The 17,504-nt window shown below is 69.1% G+C and carries 17 protein-coding genes and 1 pseudogene; 12 read left to right on the forward strand and 6 right to left on the reverse strand.

What is annotated here, in order from left to right; genetic code table 11:
- Nucleotides 1-20: 20 nt before the first annotated feature.
- The 9 genes from AB0883_RS20845 to AB0883_RS20885 all read left to right on the forward strand — a co-directional run bounded on the left by AB0883_RS20845 (nucleotide 21) and on the right by AB0883_RS20885 (nucleotide 7,377).
- Nucleotides 21-755: an SDR family oxidoreductase gene (locus tag AB0883_RS20845; protein ID WP_366642814.1), complete on the forward strand. Its 735-nt coding sequence runs from the start codon at nucleotides 21-23 to the stop codon at nucleotides 753-755.
- On the forward strand, nucleotides 752-2,392 hold the full coding sequence (locus AB0883_RS20850; RefSeq protein ID WP_366642815.1) for an FAD-dependent monooxygenase: 1,641 nt from the start codon (nucleotides 752-754) through the stop codon (nucleotides 2,390-2,392). Before AB0883_RS20845 ends, AB0883_RS20850 begins: the two co-directional genes overlap by 4 nt.
- Nucleotides 2,385-2,756, forward strand: coding sequence for a cupin (locus AB0883_RS20855; RefSeq protein ID WP_357695882.1), 372 nt, complete (start codon nucleotides 2,385-2,387; stop codon nucleotides 2,754-2,756). Before AB0883_RS20850 ends, AB0883_RS20855 begins: the two co-directional genes overlap by 8 nt.
- Complete coding sequence (locus AB0883_RS20860) at nucleotides 2,753-3,286, forward strand: hypothetical protein (protein WP_366642816.1); 534 nt, start codon at nucleotides 2,753-2,755, stop codon at nucleotides 3,284-3,286. Before AB0883_RS20855 ends, AB0883_RS20860 begins: the two co-directional genes overlap by 4 nt.
- 21 nt (nucleotides 3,287-3,307) lie before the next feature.
- Nucleotides 3,308-3,724 (forward strand): RidA family protein, encoded by a 417-nt coding sequence (locus AB0883_RS20865; protein ID WP_357454537.1) that lies wholly within the window; start codon nucleotides 3,308-3,310, stop codon nucleotides 3,722-3,724.
- Nucleotides 3,724-4,605, forward strand: coding sequence for a fumarylacetoacetate hydrolase family protein (locus AB0883_RS20870; protein ID WP_366642817.1), 882 nt, complete (start codon nucleotides 3,724-3,726; stop codon nucleotides 4,603-4,605). The genes AB0883_RS20865 and AB0883_RS20870 overlap by 1 nt, the downstream gene beginning before the upstream one ends.
- Nucleotides 4,606-4,793: 188 nt before the next feature.
- Nucleotides 4,794-5,567 carry a GntR family transcriptional regulator gene (locus AB0883_RS20875; protein ID WP_366642818.1) on the forward strand — a complete coding sequence of 258 codons (774 nt, stop codon included), beginning with the start codon at nucleotides 4,794-4,796 and terminating at the stop codon, nucleotides 5,565-5,567.
- A gap of 173 nt (nucleotides 5,568-5,740) precedes the next feature.
- Nucleotides 5,741-6,697, forward strand: a complete 957-nt coding sequence (locus AB0883_RS20880; RefSeq protein ID WP_366642819.1) for an amidohydrolase family protein — start codon at nucleotides 5,741-5,743, stop codon at nucleotides 6,695-6,697.
- A gap of 332 nt (nucleotides 6,698-7,029) precedes the next feature.
- On the forward strand, nucleotides 7,030-7,377 hold the full coding sequence (locus AB0883_RS20885) for a hypothetical protein (protein ID WP_366642820.1): 348 nt from the start codon (nucleotides 7,030-7,032) through the stop codon (nucleotides 7,375-7,377).
- Between the two features lie 51 nt (nucleotides 7,378-7,428).
- On the opposite strand, the gene AB0883_RS20890 is transcribed toward AB0883_RS20885, so the two are convergent.
- Both AB0883_RS20890 and AB0883_RS20895 read right to left on the reverse strand, forming a co-directional pair.
- Nucleotides 7,429-8,367 (reverse strand): hypothetical protein, encoded by a 939-nt coding sequence (locus AB0883_RS20890; RefSeq protein WP_366642821.1) that lies wholly within the window; start codon nucleotides 8,365-8,367, stop codon nucleotides 7,429-7,431.
- Between the two features lie 35 nt (nucleotides 8,368-8,402).
- Nucleotides 8,403-8,534, reverse strand: coding sequence for a hypothetical protein (locus tag AB0883_RS20895; RefSeq protein ID WP_366642822.1), 132 nt, complete (start codon nucleotides 8,532-8,534; stop codon nucleotides 8,403-8,405).
- A gap of 131 nt (nucleotides 8,535-8,665) precedes the next feature.
- Here AB0883_RS20895 and AB0883_RS20900 point away from each other — a divergent pair.
- Nucleotides 8,666-8,859, forward strand: a pseudogene (locus AB0883_RS20900) (transposase); the annotation flags it as partial.
- Here the strand turns inward: AB0883_RS20900 and AB0883_RS20905 are convergent.
- Nucleotides 8,815-9,348 carry a helix-turn-helix transcriptional regulator gene (locus AB0883_RS20905; RefSeq protein WP_366642823.1) on the reverse strand — a complete coding sequence of 178 codons (534 nt, stop codon included), beginning with the start codon at nucleotides 9,346-9,348 and terminating at the stop codon, nucleotides 8,815-8,817. The pseudogene AB0883_RS20900 and the gene AB0883_RS20905 overlap by 45 nt on opposite strands.
- Between AB0883_RS20905 and AB0883_RS20910 the strand changes: the two genes are divergently transcribed.
- Nucleotides 9,314-10,534 (forward strand): cytochrome P450, encoded by a 1,221-nt coding sequence (locus AB0883_RS20910; RefSeq protein WP_366642824.1) that lies wholly within the window; start codon nucleotides 9,314-9,316, stop codon nucleotides 10,532-10,534. The two genes, AB0883_RS20905 and AB0883_RS20910, sit on opposite strands and share 35 nt — an antisense overlap.
- Before the next feature lie 915 nt (nucleotides 10,535-11,449).
- On the opposite strand, the gene AB0883_RS20915 is transcribed toward AB0883_RS20910, so the two are convergent.
- The 3 genes from AB0883_RS20915 to AB0883_RS20925 form a co-directional block, all read right to left on the reverse strand.
- On the reverse strand, nucleotides 11,450-11,653 hold the full coding sequence (locus tag AB0883_RS20915; protein WP_366642825.1) for an MbtH family protein: 204 nt from the start codon (nucleotides 11,651-11,653) through the stop codon (nucleotides 11,450-11,452).
- A 175-nt stretch (nucleotides 11,654-11,828) separates the two neighbouring features.
- On the reverse strand, nucleotides 11,829-13,199 hold the full coding sequence (locus AB0883_RS20920; RefSeq protein ID WP_366642826.1) for a condensation domain-containing protein: 1,371 nt from the start codon (nucleotides 13,197-13,199) through the stop codon (nucleotides 11,829-11,831).
- Entirely contained in the window at nucleotides 13,186-14,964 is a 1,779-nt protein-coding gene (locus tag AB0883_RS20925) for a non-ribosomal peptide synthetase (protein WP_366642827.1), read from the reverse strand. Before AB0883_RS20925 ends, AB0883_RS20920 begins: the two co-directional genes overlap by 14 nt.
- A gap of 282 nt (nucleotides 14,965-15,246) precedes the next feature.
- Here AB0883_RS20925 and AB0883_RS20930 point away from each other — a divergent pair, with 282 nt between their 5' ends.
- Nucleotides 15,247-16,482: an acyl-CoA dehydrogenase family protein gene (locus AB0883_RS20930; RefSeq protein WP_366642828.1), complete on the forward strand. Its 1,236-nt coding sequence runs from the start codon at nucleotides 15,247-15,249 to the stop codon at nucleotides 16,480-16,482.
- Nucleotides 16,483-17,504 lie beyond the last annotated feature (1,022 nt).

The raw sequence follows: 17,504 nt of genomic DNA on the forward strand, positions 1-17,504 counted from the left end.
GACGAAGGAGGAAGGAAGTCATGCAGGCCAGTTTCGACGCCACCGGCGAGGTGCTCGTGGTCACCGGGGGCGCCAACGGCATCGGCGCTGCCCTCGCCCACGCGTACGCGGACGCGGGGGGCACGGCCGTGGTGTTCGACGTGACATCGGGTCAGCCGCACCCCAGCGGGCGGGTGCACGAGCACCGGGTGGACGTGTCCGACCGCGACGCGGTGCACGCCGCGGTCGCCAGGGTGCTCGCCGAACACGGGCGGATCGACGCCCTGGTGGCCGGTGCGGCGGTGCAGCCGCGGTGCGACGTGGTCGACATGGACCCCGAGCAGTGGCGCCGCACGCTGGCGGTGAACCTCGACGGGGTGGTCTGGTGCGCGCAGGCGGTCCTGCCGGACATGATCGCCCGCCGCTCGGGCGCGATCCTGGTCTTCGCCTCGGGCCTGGCCACCGCCGGCCGGGCGCAGGCGTCGGCCTACGCGGCGAGCAAGGGGGCGCTGATCGCATTCGCCAAGTCGCTCGCCGCCGAGGTCGCCGAGCACCGGATCCGGGTGAACACCGTCTTCCCCGGCGTGGTGGACACCCCGCAGTTCCAGCGGGCCAACCCGAGCGGCGGCGAACGGGAGCACTGGGCGCGGGCGACCGGCATCGGCACGCCGGCCGACGTGGTCGGTCCGCTGATGTTCCTGCTCTCGGCGGCCGCGAGCATGACCGGATCCACCCTGACCCGTGACCGGGCGTACCCGAGGAGCGACGCACAATGAGCAGCACGACCGAGCAGTTGCCGGTGGGCATCGTGGGCGCCGGGCCAGTCGGCCTGGTCACCGCGCTGGGCCTGGCCCACTATGGCGTGCCGGTGGTCATCTTCGAGGAGGACGAGCGGCTGTCGCTGGACACCAAGGCCGGCACCGTCCTCACCCGCACCCTGGAGGTGCTGCACCGGTACGGCGCCCTGAACGACGTGCTGGCCGGGTCGCTGCGCATCGACGAGATCGGCGAGCTGGACCGGGCCACGAACACCCAGACCCTCAGCGTCCGGACCGGCGAACTGACCGAGGACACCCGATTCCCGTTCGTCATCAACATCCCGCAGCACGAGCTGGAGCCGATCCTGCGGCAGCGGCTCGACACCACCGCCCCCGGCGCGCTGCACATGGGACACCGGCTGCTCGACTTCGTCCAGCACCCGGACCGGGTGGACCTGCGGCTGCGCACCGCCGAGGGGGAGCGGACGGTTCCGGTGCGGTACCTGCTGGGCTGCGACGGCGGCCGGTCCGCCGTCCGGGACCAGATCGGCGCGCGGGTCGAGGGCGAGACGTACCAGGAGCGCTACATGCTGGTCGACCTGAAGGTCGACCTGGACGTGGAGAACCCGCGCGACTACCCGTACCTGGCCTACTTCGGTGATCCCCAGGAGTGGATGATCCTGGTCCGCCAGCCGCACTGCTGGCGCTTCCTCTACCCGCTGCCGGCCGGGCAGGCCGAGCCGGACCGGGAGGAACTGGCCGACAAGGCACGCCGGTTCATCGGGGACACCAAGACCCTGGAGATCGTCGGCACCAACGTCTACAACGTGCACCAGCGGGTGGCCGACCGGTGGCAGGACGGGCGGGTCTTCCTGCTCGGCGACGCCGCGCACCTGATCACCCCGATGTGGGCGCTGGGCCTGAACACCGGTGTCCTGGACGCCTCCAACCTGCCCTGGCGGATGGCCTGGGTGCTGCGCGGCTGGGCCGAGCCGAGCCTGCTCGACGGCTACCAGGTCGAGCAGGAACCGGTCGCCACCAAGGGCTCCGCGGCGATGGCCGCGGCGGCGCGGGCCTACATGGCCCGGCGCGCGGACGACCCGGGGGTGATGACCGCCGGCAACTGGGGCAACGCGTTCACCCGCGCCATGCTCGGCGTACGCCTCGACGTGAGCGGCACGGGCGACTGGTCGATGGTCGCCGCCGGTGACGAGCCGCTGCCGGTGCTGGCCGGGGCGCGCAGCCCCGACCTGCCGCTGTTCGGCCAGTCCGGCACGGTGCACCTGCACGACCTGGCTGCCGACGCCTTCGTGGCGCTCTACTTCACCGACCCGCGCCGGGTCCCGGCACTGCCGCCACAGGAGTCACCCGCGCTGCGGCACTACGTGGTGAGCCGGTGGGACGCGCCGCACGACTCCGGACTGCGGGACCGGGCGCTGTTCGACCCGGGAGACCGGGTGCGGCGCCGCTTCGGAGTCGACAACGACACACTGGTGCTGGTTCGCCCGGACGGGCACGTGGCGGCGATCGTCCCGTTCGACCCCGTCTGCGGCATCGACACGGCCGCCCAGCTCTACGCCCGGGTCACCGGCTGCCCACCGCCCGTGACCCGGTCCGACAACACCCTCGTCTGCGAAAGGGATGACAATGAGTAACTACGGTCACGCGACCGCCCCGGACGGAACCCAGGTCGAGCTCGGTGCCGTCGGCCAGCAGGTGGTCTTCGAGAACGACCAGGTGCGGGTCTGGGAGATCAGCCTGGCGCCCGGCGAGCAGCAGCCCTGGCACCACCACCTCAACCCGTACCTGGTGATCGCGCTGGAAGCCGCCGACAACCGGATCGACGCGCTCGCCGGCGGCGACCCCCGCCTGGTGCACGAGGCCATCGGCGGGGTGGTCTACCGCGAGCCGGGGGAGATCCACATGCTCACCAACAACGGCACCACCCGGTACCGCAGCCGGCTCGTCGAGCTGAAGTGCCTGGGGGAGAACCTCGTGTCCGGTCAGGGCGAGCGGTGAGCGACCTGCCGCTCGTACCGACCCCGCCGGTGCCGGCCGGCGTCGACCCGCAGGAGTGGGCCAACAACCTCTCCGAGCCGTCGAACTACGGCGGCGAGGCGGCCGACCGGTCGCGGGAGGGAGTGGTGCCCGGCCCGGACGGCATGGTGCTGGCCCGCTTCCGCGAGATCCTGCTCCAGACCGACGAGCTGGACTGGGCGGACAAGACGCTGGCCGGCCTCTCGCACAAGGCGCTGTGGCGCAACGAGGAGACCGAGGCGTCCATCTCGCTGATCCGGTTCCGCAGGGGCGCCGGCATCCCGCTGCGTCACTCACACGCATCCAACCAGTTCATGTTCTGCCTCAGCGGCCGGTACACCTACGTACCCACCGGGCTCACCCTCACCCCGGGCTCCTTCTACTGGAACCCGAAGGGCAGCCTGCACGGGCCCACGCTGGCCGAAGAAGAGAGCGTCCTGCTGGAGATCTACGACGGGCCGCACTACCCGACCCAGCCGGACTGGTACACCGACCCGGCGGACGCCCGCTAGCTCCACCTCGAAGAAGAGAAGATGACGATGCCCAAGCAGCAGATTGTTTCCCCCGAGCTGGCCGCCCCGAACGGCCACTTCGCCCAGGCCACCCAGATCAGGGCGCGGGGCCGGATGGTGTTCGTGTCCGGCATGACCGCCCGCAACCGCGAGGGCGGGGTCACCGGTGTCGGCGACATCGCCGCCCAGACGCACCAGGTCTGCCAGAACCTGCGCGCCGCGATGACGGCTGCCGGCGGGTCGCTGGAGGACATCGTTCGGGTGGATGTCTACGTCCGCAACATGGAGGACTTCCACGCCATCCACGAGGTGCGCCGGCAGTACTTCACCGGTGAGCCGCCGGCCTCGACGATGGTGGAGGTCTCCAAGTTCGTGAACAAGGACTACCTGATCGAGATCAACGCGATCGGCGTGATCGACGACGAGCAGGACGCCTGATGAGGCTCGCCAGCGTTCGTACCGACACCGGCCGGCGGATCGGGGTGGTGGACGGCGACACCGTCGCCGTGCTCCCCGCCGAGCTGGGTGACCTCGACGAGGCGATCCGTGGTGGCGCGGACGCGTTGGAAGCCGTCCGCGACGCCGCGCGGCAGGTCACGGCGGTGCCGCTGGCCGAGGTCCGGCTCGACGCGCCGCTGCGCCGGCTCAACCGGGACATCCTCTGCACGGGTTGGAACTACTGGGACCACTTCGAGGAGTCGCGCGGCAAGCGGGAAGGGCAGGACCCCGCGGAACGGCCCAAGCACCCGACCTTCTTCACCAAGGGCCCGGACACGGTCGTCGGCCCGTACGACGACATCGCCTACGACCCGCAACTCTCCGCCAAGTGGGACTACGAGGCGGAGGTGGCGCTGGTCATCGGTGCGGACTGCCGTTCGGTGAGCGAGGCGGACGCGCTGTCGTACGTGGCGGCGTTCTGCGTGGCCAACGACGTGTCGCAGCGCGACCTGCAACGCGCGCACGGCGGCCAGTGGCTCAAGGGCAAGAGCATCGACGCCACCATGCCGCTCGGGCCGTGGCTGACCACCGTGGACGAGGTGCCGGACCCGGCGAACCTGCGCATCCAGTGCGAGGTGAACGGCGTGCTGCTCCAGGACGCGTCGACCGGGCAGATGGCCTTCCCATTCGCCCGCATCATCGCGGAACTGAGTTGGGGGATGACCCTGCGGGCCGGCGACGTGGTGCTCACGGGCACGCCGAGCGGCATCGGGAACGCCCGTGACCCACAGGTGTTCCTGACCGACGGGGACCTGGTGGTGACCCGGGTGGAAGCGCTCGGTGAGCTGCGCAACCGGGTGCGACTGACGAAGCTGCACTAACCCCGAGACGGGTGCGGGGCGGCGCAGCGCGGCGCCGACCCGCACCATTCCACAGCGACGAAATTGGTACCATTTCCAGGGCCCTGATGCGTTTGTGGGATCACCCGAGCACCCCATGAACATGGATCATGTCCTGCGAGAACGGGACGAGCACGGCATCCACCAGCGGCTCTATCCGGAGGCAAACCGTGGTAACAACGCATCGTCGATCCGTCCTGAGCGACGCCAACGACGACGACGGCCGGGCCGGTGCCGGTGGAGCCGACAGACAGCACCGCACCCTCGCCGACTCGGCGACCGCGGTCCTGCACGAGGCGATCCTCACCGGCCGGCTGGCGGCCGGCACCCCGCTGCGCCTCAACGAGATGGCCGACCTGCTCGGCATGAGCATGAGCCCGGTCCGCGAGTCGATCCGGCGGTTGGCCGCGCTCGGCCTGGTCGAGGTGGTCCAGCACAAGGGTGCCTGGGTCATGCCGCTGACCGTGGAGGACGCGGTCGACACCCATGAGACCCGGATCGCCATGGAGACGGCACTGATCGAGCGGGCGGCGACCCGGTTCACCGCCCAGGACGCCCGGCGGGCCGAGGCGGCACTCGACGAGCACATCGCCGCGTCCGCGCGCGGCGACGCCACGGCTGCCCGCCGGGCACACACCGAGTTCCACTTCACCATCTACCGGGCGGCCGGATCGCGTTGGCTGCTGCGCGGCCTGGAACCGGTCTGGGAGAACAGCGAGCGGTACCGGTTCGCGACGGTCACCCCGACGGGGCAGAACGAGGAGCGGGTCCGCGAGCACCGGGCCATCCTCGACGCGTGCGCGGCGGGGGACGTGGCGGCGGCGGTGGCCGCCGTACAGGTCCACATCCAGAATGCGGCAGACCGGGTGATCGGCAAGATGAACACCGACGCCGCAGCGGTGCCTGCCACCCGGGCACCGGGACGCCCGCGTACCGGGAGCTGACCGCCGGCGTCACCGCGTCAGCCGGTAGTGGCGCCGCCATCCATCCAACCGTCGGGGCACCTCTGCCCCGACGGACCGTCCGCCGCCGGGTGAGCGGCGACGCCAGCCACCATCCCGTACCGTCGGCGCGTCCCGTCGTGACCGCCGGTCGGGTCAACCGTTAGGAAGCCCCGTTGCCTGGCATCGACATGCACGCCCACCTCGCCCCCGACCTGCGCCCGGCCAACCTGCCAGGGGTCGTGGTCGACGGTGACGGCGCCGCCGTTCTCGGCGGCAAACGGGTCGGCCCGCCCGACCTGTACCACCCGGACCGGCTCGAGAACCACCTGGACCAGGCAGGGCTGGACGAGGCGATCGTCAGCGTCCCGCCGCCCTTCTACCGCCAGCGGCTGTCCGGGCCGGAGGCGGCGGCGTGGGTCCGTGCGGTCAACGACGGCCTGCTCGCCGTGGTCGCCGACCGGCCCCGGCTCACCCCGCTGGCGTACCTGCCGTTCGAACATCCCGAAGTGGCCCTCGCCGAGTACGACCGGATCGCCGCCGACGACCGCTGGGCCGGGGTGGTGGGCGCCGCCGGTGGAGACGCCGGGCCGCTCGACGGTCCGCCGCTGCATTCCCTGTGGCAGCGTCTCGACGCGGACCGGCGCACCGTGCAACTGCACCCCGCGCACTCGGCGGACCCCCGTCTGGAGCCCTACTACCTGGCCAACCTGCTGGGCAACCCGGTCGAGACGACGGTGGCAGTGGCCCAGCTCGTCTTCGGCGGGGTGCTCGGCGGGCACCCGGGGATCCGGTTCGTGCTGGTGCACTGTGGCGGTTGCGTGCCGGCGGTGGTCGGGCGCTGGGAGCGCGGTCACACCACCACGCGACCGGGCGTACCGGTGCTGTCGCCCACCCCGGCCGAGGCGGTGCGCACCCTCTACGTCGACAATCTGGCCCACGACCCGCAGGTGGTCGACCTGGCGGTGTCGGTCTTCGGCGCGGACCAGCTGGTGCTCGGCAGCGACTGGCCGTTCCCGATGGGCACCGACGCTCCGTCCGCCACGGTGGCACACCGGGGCGCTGACTATGCCCGGCAGGTGGCCACCGACAACGCGGCGCGGGCTCTGGGGCGGGCACCCGGCGGTCGGTGACGGGTCGGGGCGGGCGACGCCGTCGAGCTGCCGCTGCCGCTGTCACCCGGCGTCGGGGCCTGGCCGACCTGAACAAGCAACACCGCACCGTCCGAGCGCAGGTCGATCACGCACTGGCCCGACCCGGTGTCCGCCTCCGGTGCGGCCTACTCCGTCGCGTCGGGCGCATGAAGTGCTTCAAGATCCTGCGCGACCACCGCCGCGCCGCCCACACATCGACCGACACGGCCGACCACGAAGACTCTCTATTGACGAGCGTGGATTAATTGCCCTAGGTTGATGGAAAGCGCTTTCCCGTCACTGTCGTCGATCCGGACGAGGAAGGAAACCCTGTGGGACGCATACTGTCATCGACACTGACCGCAGCGCTGGTGGTCGGCACCGTGGCCATCGCCCAGCCCGCTCAGGCCGCCCCCGAATTCACGACGACCCCACCCGACGGCTGCTACCTCGACGTCTTCACGCACCAGGGCTTCGTCTACAGCTCGATGACCTCCTGTACGAGGAGGCACGGCTTGCACAGAGCGGTGGCGCGGTGCGCCGACGGGGAGACCGTCTACGGCTTCACCGAGGAGATGGAGTACTCCCGTACGTCCATCGCCGAGTGTCGGTCCTCCGTCTATCCCTGGGAACCGAAGCCGGCCGTCGAGGTGTGGGGCGAGTACCTGATTGACTTCTGAGGTGATCGTCGGCGATGCGCCGGTGCTGTGCTTGGTGCGGCCGGGGGCGGCTCACCGCGAGCGGGGCGGCGATGGGCAGGTGCTCCCGGCGTAGGCGAAGAGGGAGTCGGTCGCGCTCGCCCGGATCGATCTGTGGCGAAGCATCGAGTCGGTGTCGACGATCGGGGCCGAGGCCAGCGGGTCCGGACGCACCGGGCAGGCCTCGATACGGTCGAGCAGCCACACCCGCTGCCCGCTCGGACCGGTGCCGGTGCTGAAGGCCAGGCTCAGGGCGGTGGTGCCGATGTACCGCGGCACCGGCACCTCCTCCGGTGGCCGGGTCAGGCAGGACGGGGTCGTCTCGACCACCCGGACGTCGATCACCGTGACGCCGCCCGGCGCGCCGCTCACCCGTACCGTCGAGCGCTGCGGGCGCACCTCGATGTGCTGCGAGTCGTCCCAGAGGCCCGCCGGTGGCCCGGAAGCCTCCGGCGTGGGCGTGGGCGGGCCGGTCGGCAGCACCGCCCGGCAGGACCGGACGGCCCGGTTCGCCACACGCAGGGCGGCGGCGTGGTCGTCGTCGCGGTGCAGCGCGCTGAGGTACGGCCCGACATCTCCGCCGGGGACCTGGGCGCCGAGCAGGACGAACAGCCGGTCCAGGTAGGCGTCGACCATCGCCGGGCCCGGGCGGACCTCGTCGGCCGGTATCGACAGCAGGTGCCGCAGCCCCACCGGGCAACGGCTCGCGAAGGACGGCATGTTGATCACCATGGCCGCGGCGGAGATCGGGTCGTTGCACGCCCGTTCGAACCGGGCCCGCTCCTCCTGGCGCTGCTGCTGCTCCAGCGAATCGGACCGCCGCTCGATGTACCAGGTGGCCGTCGAGGCCAGCCCGACAAGGGCCGCGGTGAGCACAGCGGCGACCGGCCGGACGGGCCGGCCACCCGGGCGACCGCCGCGGAAACCGGACGGGGCGTCTCCGGCGTGGACGGTACGGCCTACGTCATCCATGCCCCAGTACCCCCTCGCCGCCGCGTCCAGAGTAGCTACGCGTCGACACGACTGGTCACGCCCAGCAGCACCGAGGCCGGGACGGCCAGGAGAAGCTCGGCCGGTGACCCGGTGCGGAACCGCAGCGGGCCCTTATGGCCCAGCCGTAGCTTCCAGCGAGGCACCATCGCCAAGAAGTCGATCTGGCACCGGCGGGGGCAAGGGATGCCGCGGCTCCTGACGAAACGATGTTGGGCGTGTCCTCGGGACGCGACAACCGTCTTCTCTCCATGTGAGGAGGGGTGAGCAGCCGCCGTGGATCGTCTCGGACGACCTGTGGGCCGAGATCGCGCTGCTGCCACCCCGACCACCACGGCGGCGCCGCTACACCGGCCGAAGGCGCTCGACGACCGCAAGGTGTTGTGCGGGATCCAGCTCGTGGTCTACACCCCGATCCCGTGGGAGCACCTACCCCAAGAGCCCGGCTTCGGTTCGGGCATGACCTGCTGGCGAGGATGCGTTCATGTGGGTCTGGACGCTGCCCTCCGACAGCACGAGCGTCTGGGCGATCTCGCTGCCGGACAGTCCACGGGCGATCAGTGTGAGCACCTCGCGGTCGCGCAGCGTCAGCACCGACAGCCCCGGAGTCGTCTGTGTGGGGTGCGGGGGCAGCGACGTGCTCGACGAGTCGGCAGGTGACCGCTGGCGCGCACCGACTGGCCGGCCGACACGACCCGTACTGCGGCGAGCAGGTCGGCGGCCACGGTGTCCGCAGGAATCCGCTCGCGCCGGCCCCTGCAGGCCGACGAAGAAGGTCGTTACCGCGTGCTCGAGGGCTGTGCCGTCGACGGGCCGCCCGCAAGCGCGGAGATGCGGACGAAAGGCGCCGGCGACCACGCTGATCGGTGCGAGCCGATGTGCGGCGACGCTTTTCCGTTGACGCAAAAGCGAGCGAATGGAGTTGGGCATGAGCGAGGGCAGAGGAACCGACGTGACCGACATCTTCGACTACCGTGCCGAGCGCGACGGCAAGTCACCGTTCCACCCGCCGGTCAAGTATCAGATGCTCCGCGACCAGAGTCCAGTCAGCCAGGTGAACATGTGGGACGGCAGCAAGGCCTGGTTCGTCACCCGGCGGGACGACGTCCGTGCCGCGCTCGCGGACGAGCGGCTCAGCGCGGACAACCGCAGGCCGGGCTTCCCGCTGTTGAGTCGCGGGTCGGAGACGCTGACGGACAACAACCCGACGTTCGCCCGGATGGATCCGCCCGAACACACCCGGCAGCGCGCCATGGTCAACGCCGACTTCACGCAGCGCCCGGCGGCCCGGTGGCGGCCGCAGATCCAGCAGATAGTCGACCGGCTGGTGGACGAGATGCTGGCGAAGTCGCCGCCCGCCGACCTGGTCGGTGAACTGGCCGAGCCGCTCGCGGCGCAGGTGATGTGCCTGGTCCTGGACATTCCGTACGAGGAGGACTTCTTCCAGCGGGTCGCCTCGACGTTTGCCGACCACTACGTCGGCCAGGACAAGCTCGATGTCGCGAGCGACGAGCTGACCAGTTTCATCACCGGAATCCTCGAGGCCAAGGCCGCGAATCCCGGCGGTGACCTGCTCAGCCGCCTCATCACGCAGCAGGAGGCGAACGGTGAGCTCACCCGGGACGACATCATCGCCATGACCCGGGTGATGATCGTCGCCGGGTACGAACCGGCGGTGCACGGGGTCTCCCTCGGCCTGGCCGCCCTGTTCTTCAACCCGGACCAACTGGCGTTGCTGCGCGACAACCCGAGTCTGATCGCCAGCGGTCTGGGGGAACTGCTTCGCTACAGCACCAACTTCCACACCGGACTGCCCAGGGTCGCCATCGGCGACACCGAGATCGGGGGGCAGAAGATCAAGACCGGCGAGGCCGTGCTGGTCTACCTGCCGACGGCGAACTTCGATCCGCAGTGGTTCGAGGACCCCGATTCGCTCGACTTGCGCCGGAGCAACTCCGGCAACGTGTCGTTCGGTCATGGACTGCACCGGTGTCTCGGGCAGCACGTGGTCAAGATTCAGATGGAGATCGTCCTCGAGACGCTGCTGCGCCGGATTCCGGACATGCGGCTGGCCGTCGATCTGGACCAGATCCGCTTCGCGCGCGAGGCGGCCGTCTACGGTGTGTACGAACTGCCCGTGACCTGGTGACTCCCGGGGCGCCGGAGGGGGAGCGCACGGGCGGGGAGCTTGGATGGCCTCGGCCGCGCGCACCGACTGGGAGTCCAGGATCGCTGCCGACGGCTCGGCATGACGACCTTCGGCGTGGCGAATCTGCTCGCGCAGGCCGTCGTGCAGCCGGGTCAGGGTGCCGTCGGCGATCCAGGTGCGCGGAAGTAGTGGTAGGCGCTGGACCCCGGGCCGCCGCCACGGCCGTCGACCGTACCGCCGACCGGGATATGGCCGGCCATGATCTGCCATTGCGCGTCGCTGATGTCCGACGGGTACTGGCGAGGGCGAGCCGTGCAGGTGTTCGCCCGGCGGGCGGCGACGGTGGCTGCGCCATGACCGGCAACAGGGTGCAACGACATGGTTGGGCCTTCAGATGTACGGGCAGAGGCCTCGTCATCCGTGCTCGTACCTGAAGGCCCTTCCCACGTCAGCCCGACACGTCGACGACCCGCAGGTCCGCGATCACCGCCAGCACACCGCCTGCGTTCGAAGGTTGCGTTGTGACCGGGATCGAGGATCAACCGCTGCGTACCGGCGCCGGGGGCCTTGTCGTGGCAGCCCGACGGACAGGCACACGCCGCCCCGCTGACCCTTGTGGGTAGACAGCGCGTCGAAGCATGAGCTGACGTTGTCAACGGCCCGCCGTCTCGGCCACGGCCGCGCGCGATCAGCGCACGCCGCAGCACCGGCATCACCAACATCGCCGCCGCAACCGCCACCACGCCCGCGACAACACCCGCCCAATGGCACTACTCGGCATCACCTGACGACTTGCCGAGGCCCGAGTGCGTTGGAGCGTTCGCCCATGCAGCGGAGCCTGCCGTGCAGTTCGTTGCGGGCCGACGACAGCGCCCACGGCATGTCGAGCGTCGCGCGGATGTCAGGCCGGCCGCTTCAGTGGCCGTTGACGAGGCTGGTCGGGCGCATGTCCGTCCAGTTCTCCTCCACGTACGCCAGGCACTCCTGGCGGGAACTGGCATCAACCACGGTTCGCCAGCCTTCGGGCACCTCGATGTCTGCCGGCCACAGCGAGTGCTGGTTCTCGTCGTTGACCAGCACCAGGTAGCTGGCGTTCTCGTCTTCGAATGGGTTGGTCATGACATTCCTTCCATTGTCGCCGAGCGGATACGGACGCGTCGTCCGCGCCGTTTCCAGACCGTCAGGGCAGGGTGATTACGTTTGCGGGTTGCTTCTGGTCACGGCGTGAATGAGCGCGCAGGCCTGCCCGGCATCGGCAGACCTGCGCGCTCGGCGGCCGTGTGCGCGATCAGCGTCAGGTCAGCCCCAGCGACGCATCGGGCGAGGAGCTGAACTTCCGTGCTATCTCTTCGAAGTTCGCGGCCATCGAGACGATGGTCTCCTCGCGGAACAGGTTTCGCTTGTAGTCAAGGCAGCCGGAAGCGTCGCCCGACGGCTCCCTGATCAAAGTCCACAGTGCACCGTCAGGCACAGAGGACTTCTGCGACTGTGGGCCCATCATCCGCGGTATCCGGGAATACCTCAGATCTCCTGGTGCCTCGACGTACTGCTTCTGATCGGGAAGGGCCTGAAACACGGCCGCGGCCGCGGTGTCGGACGCGGCGGGCCGCATCAGCTCCGGGGCCTGCCCGAATATGTGAAGGGTCGGGATCTCGTGCGAGAATGCTTCGAGGCAGGTGCGTCGGGTCCTTCCGAGCAATTCTCCGAATGACGTGCATCCGGCAATGTCAGTGCGAAGTGGCAGGAAGTTGAAGATCGGGCCGACGGTGTCCTCGAACAGCTGCCCGCCACGCCCCGGGGTGAACGTCGCGATGACTACGTCAGTGGCGCCGGTCAGCCGATGCACGAGCAGCTGGTACATCGCGACCAGTGCCATGAACCGCGTGGTGCGGTATTTTCTGGCCATCTGGTCGATGTTCGAGATTACCTCGTTCGGTATCAGGAAGCGATGGGCCGCGGTCGACTCGGGAAGGTTCGCGGAACGCGGGATGTCCGTGGGGAGCGCCGTGAAAAGAGCGCCGTCCAGCTTGCGGCGCCAGTATTCCCGCGCCGTTTCAGTGCCCGCACCGGCCCCGGTGAGCTGCCAGTCAGAGAATTCGCGGTACTGCGGTGCTTTCGGCAGGTCCGGGACGGTGTGACCTGTCCTCGCGGCGTACCGGTTGGCCAAGTCTCGGATGACCACCTCCATGGACATTCCGTCGGAGACAATGTGATGGATCATCAGCGCCAAGACCGCGTCCTGGTCGTCGAACCTGCCCAGCACGGCACGCAGGGCGGGCGTCTCGTCCGCCCCCATCGTTTCCTTTTCGACTTCCCGCCGCAGCGCCTCGGCCCGCGCCGCGCGCGATGCCTCAGGCGTCTCCGGAAAGTCGCGGATCTCTACGCTCACCGGACCAGGTGGCGAGATCTCCTGGTGCCGCTTCCCCGCCGCGCCGACGATCCGCGTCCGGAGCGCCTCGTGGCGCTTGACGACGTCTTGCAGAGCGTCGCGGAGGGCAGCGACGTCGATCGGCCCGCCCGTCACCCGCCACGCATCCACCACGTGGTACCGGAAACCGAATGGCCCGTCGTCACTGCCGTGATCAAATGCGTCGACAAACTCATGATTGAGCGACAGCGGGAGCGTCTCGGTCGCGTCGACGCCTGTGATCTTAGTTGGGCTCATCCTGGCTCCTATCAACTGGTTCCGCCTGTTCCAGGAGGTACTGGTCGAGTTCGGTGACCGTGGGAAACTCAAACAGGTGATCGAGCGTGAGCTCCACGCCGAGTGCCTCGTTGACGGTCTGAATCAGCCGGATCCCGCTCAGCGACTGCCCACCGAGTTCGAAGAAGCTGTCGTTGACTCCCACCTCTGCCACGCCCAGGGCGTTGGCGAAGGCGGAGCACAGGGTTTCCTGCTGTGCGGTGCTGGGGGACTGGTAGGTCGACGAGCCGGCGAGCACCGGTTCGGGCAACGCCCGACGGTCCACCTTGCCATTGGGCGTGAGCGGGAGTGAATCGAGCACGACGAACGCGGCGGGGATCATGTAGTCGGGCAGCACCTTTTCCGCATGCTTCCGGAGCGCGGTGAGGTCCACCGCGTCAGTCCCGCCAACGACATACCCGACAAGGGAGTGGTGGCCGTCCTCGTCCTGCCGCGCCACGACGAGCGCCTCGGAGATCTCCGGGTAGGTGGTGAGGGCTGCTTCGACCTCGGCGATCCCGACCCTGAATCCGCGGATCTTCACCTGGTCGTTCGCTCGACCGACAAACTCGATCATGTCGTCGGTGGTCCAGCGGACCAGGTCGCCGGACCGGTACATCCGCCTCCCGGGACCGCTGAACCGGTTCGCCACGAAGCGCTCGGCGGTCAGGCCTGGTCGGCCCAGGTAGCCGCGCGCCAGGCGATCACCCGCGATGTACAGCTCCCCGACTTGGCCGGTGCCGACCGGTCGGAGCCGCTCGTCGAGCACATACAGCTCGACGTCGTCCATCGGGCGGCCGACCGGCACCCTCGTCGAGGGAACGTACGGCGCGGTCACCGTCGTGGTCGTGGCGAACAACGTAACCTCGCTCGCCCCGTAGGTCGGACGCACCGTGATGCCAGGGCACGCCTTCAGCACCCGCTCGACGGCGCTCGGTGAGATCACATCGCCACCGGTCGAGACCTCACCAACGGTGGCAAGGCAGTCCGGCGCCTTGTCGGCGAGCACCCGGAACAGGCCGCTGGTGAGCTGGACGGCGGTGATCTCGTTGTCCCGGATCAGACGCCGGAGAGTGCCGAGATCCAGGCGACCGGGCGGCGCGAGGACCAGGTGACCACCACGCAGCAGCGGAACCCAGAGCTCGTAGGTCGACACCGCGGCTGCGTACGGCGCCACCATGAGCACTCGGTCCTGGCTGCTGGTGTCCCAGCACGAGTCCAGGGCGACGCTCAGCACGCCCCGGTGTGTCACGCAGACGCCGCGCGGCAAGCCCTCCGACCCCGAGGTGTGGATGATGGACGCCAGGTCGTCGGGTCGTGCGTCGATGTTCGAGCCGACGGCCGACCGTTCCTGCTGCGCGGAGGCTGAGTCGACGAGAACCGTCCGCTTGCTGACCGGTAGGCCCGCGCGGCGGGCTTCCTCGTCGGTCAGCAGCACCGGCCGACCGGCGTTGTCCATGAACCGCTGCTTGGCCTCCAACGGATGGGCGTTGTGCAACGGCATGTAGACCGCACCGGCCTTGAGTACGCCCAGGGTCGCCACGACCAGCTCAGGTGACCGCGTGATCAGTACCGCGACCGGCTCTCCGGGCCGGACGCCGAGGCTGATCAACTGATGCGCCAGATGGTTGGCGTGCTCATCGAGCTGCCGATAGGTCAGCCGCACACCGCCCCCGGACACCGCCGGCGCGTCGGGCGTCTGGGCTACTTGCCTGGCGAACTGCTCCTGGATGGACCTGGAACCCATGCCGCCTCATCTCCGTCCACTAGTTCGCAGACCAGACCTCATTCATGGAACGTACCGCCGACGCCGATCGATTACGCCTTCAAGACTGCGCTGTGGCCCGCGTACCTCATCGAGGTATCAGCAATCTGAAAGACGTGGCAGGGCTGAGGGCTTGGAATACTCTACGAGGCCATCGAAGCGGTATCAGTTCCATCTCGGCGAAACGGATCGTCTGCGGACTGGACTCCAACACGCCCTACATCTGACCGGGAGAACCGTCAGCAGCCGGAAGGATCGTGCACCGTGACACGAATCAGCAACACCGCCGAACACGACTTCCCTGCGCCGGCCGAGCCTGACCTCACCGCAGAGCAGGTCGTGGCGCGAGCCGAGGCAATGGTCCCCGAACTCATCGACCGCCAGGCAGAGGTCGAGGAACGCAGCTTCTACGCCGAGGACATCCACGAGAAATTCGCACGCAACGGCTTCTACCGAATTCTGCAGCCCCGTCGTTACGGCGGGTACGAGTTCGGCCTCGAGACCTTCGTGCGCGTCTCCACGACCCTGCTGCGCGGATGCCCGTCGACCGGCTGGATGTACACCCTCGGGGCCATGCACACGCACATTGTGGCCACGATGTTCGGTGAGCAGGCTCAATCGGAAGTGTTCGGTGTCGGCGACTTCATCTGCCCCGGCACCGCCGTCCCCAGTGGATCGGCTGTGCCAGCCGCGGACGGCGGCTGGACGATCAGTGGCAAGTGGCCTTACTGTTCCGGGGCTCCTTATGGAACCCATTTCCTGGGACATGCCCTGATCTCTGGGGACGACGGGGCGCCTCCGACGCCCTTGTTCTTCGTCGCGCCGCGCAGCCAGTGGACGCGGTTGCACGACTGGGGCCAGCAGTTGGGCCTGCGAGGCAGTGGGTCGCACAGCATCACCATGGAAAACGCCTACGTCCCCGACCACCTTGCCCTCCCCGGTGTGCAGATCATGGAGGCCGACGTCTCAGCGGGCACGCCAGGCCGGGACCTGCACGGCAATCCGGAGTACGGCGGCGGGCCGCTCTCCTTCACGAATCTGTGTAACGCGGCCCTGGCCGTGGGCATCGCGCAGGGAGCGCTTGACATCTACGAGGGCCTCCTGCGGAGTCGATCGACCCTGGTGCCGCCAATCGTGCGGCGTCATAACGATCCCGACTACCAGCTCTGGTATGGCGACGCTGTCGGGATCATAGGTACCGCGGAGGCCGCATTGCTGAACGCTGTCAAACAATGGCACGACGCTAGCTCCAGCGGTCCCGCAGCGGTCACCAGGGAACTGGACCTGCGGCTCTCGGCAATCTGTCGCCACGTGATCCAACTGTGCTGGGACGCGGTGGCGAACTACCTGATGCCGACAGCCGGCGCAAGTTCGATCCGGCACGGCGAGCGCCTTGAGCGGGTGTGGCGCGACATGTCCATGCTACGTAGCCACGGCGGCATCTCGATCCTGCTGCCGACGGTTGCCGTGCGGGAACTCACCCGGACGCGGATGCGCTAGCGCCGCTTCCGCACGGCCAATTCAGAACAGCCACCGTCGCGGCATTCGATGCAACGGCAACCGGTGCACGCCCCTCGCGGCAGCACGCGGTTTCTCCAGGCAGTCAGTGAGTTCGGGCAGCGCCGATGGGTATGCCCGACGCCCTACGGCCCGGAAACGCAGGTCTGCGTGTGTGCGGGGCAGTCGAGGGATCGCCGGCCATTCTTCTCGTGGTGCTGAAGAGCCGCCCGACGTCATCGTCGTCGAGCCGGACTACGGTCTTAGGCGGCCCGCCTGCGCCTCATCGGCGTGGAAGCCCGGTCACGTTCAGCTGAGCTCTCCACAGACGCTACGCAGGCGCGGACTCGCGGCAGATCGGGAAGATCGTCGCGGCAGCACTAGTGATCCTTCACGTCGGCCACGCCCGCATCACATGATGACGTTCCGTGGTCAACTGCTTGCGCGGAATGGTCCGCTGACGAGCGCGCTGCTCCCGGACTGTGAGGACACGTCCGCGAGTCGGCCGGTCAGCGTGGCGACGGCGGTGCGCCGGGCATGGCTTCGTGGACTCCGAACGTGCAGTGCGCGCTCACAGTCAGCAGGCACAGGCGCTCCTCCGCATCGCGAACGTCTCCTGCCAGTGGTCCGGACCACTTCGGACGCAGCAGGATCGAGCCCTCGTCGAGCCCCACGCTCGTCACACCCGCAGCCCAACGTCACCGCGAGCGTCGCGTTGCCCCAGAAAGCACTCAACCGGCGCACGTGATCGTCGCGGCGCGACTACCTGTGCCGCTGAAGTTGAGCGAGCGAACTCGGTTTGTGAGCTCGAGCGGGAGAATCGGGAATGTCGGATGCAGGCCGACTTCCTGAAAAGCCTCAACCCTCCGCGAGCCAGCGGGTGCGGGGCGATGTGCGGGGTCAGCGAGTGCCGGGCCTGTCGGATCGCCGGCCAGCATCGGTCCACATGACTCGTCGCCGAGCGGCCGCCCGGGACACCTCCCTGAGCGTCGGATGATCGCATTTCCGAAGACGCGTTCGCCACG

This window comes from Micromonospora sp. NPDC047812 (assembly GCF_040704175.1).
GTDB lineage: Bacteria > Actinomycetota > Actinomycetes > Mycobacteriales > Micromonosporaceae > Micromonospora.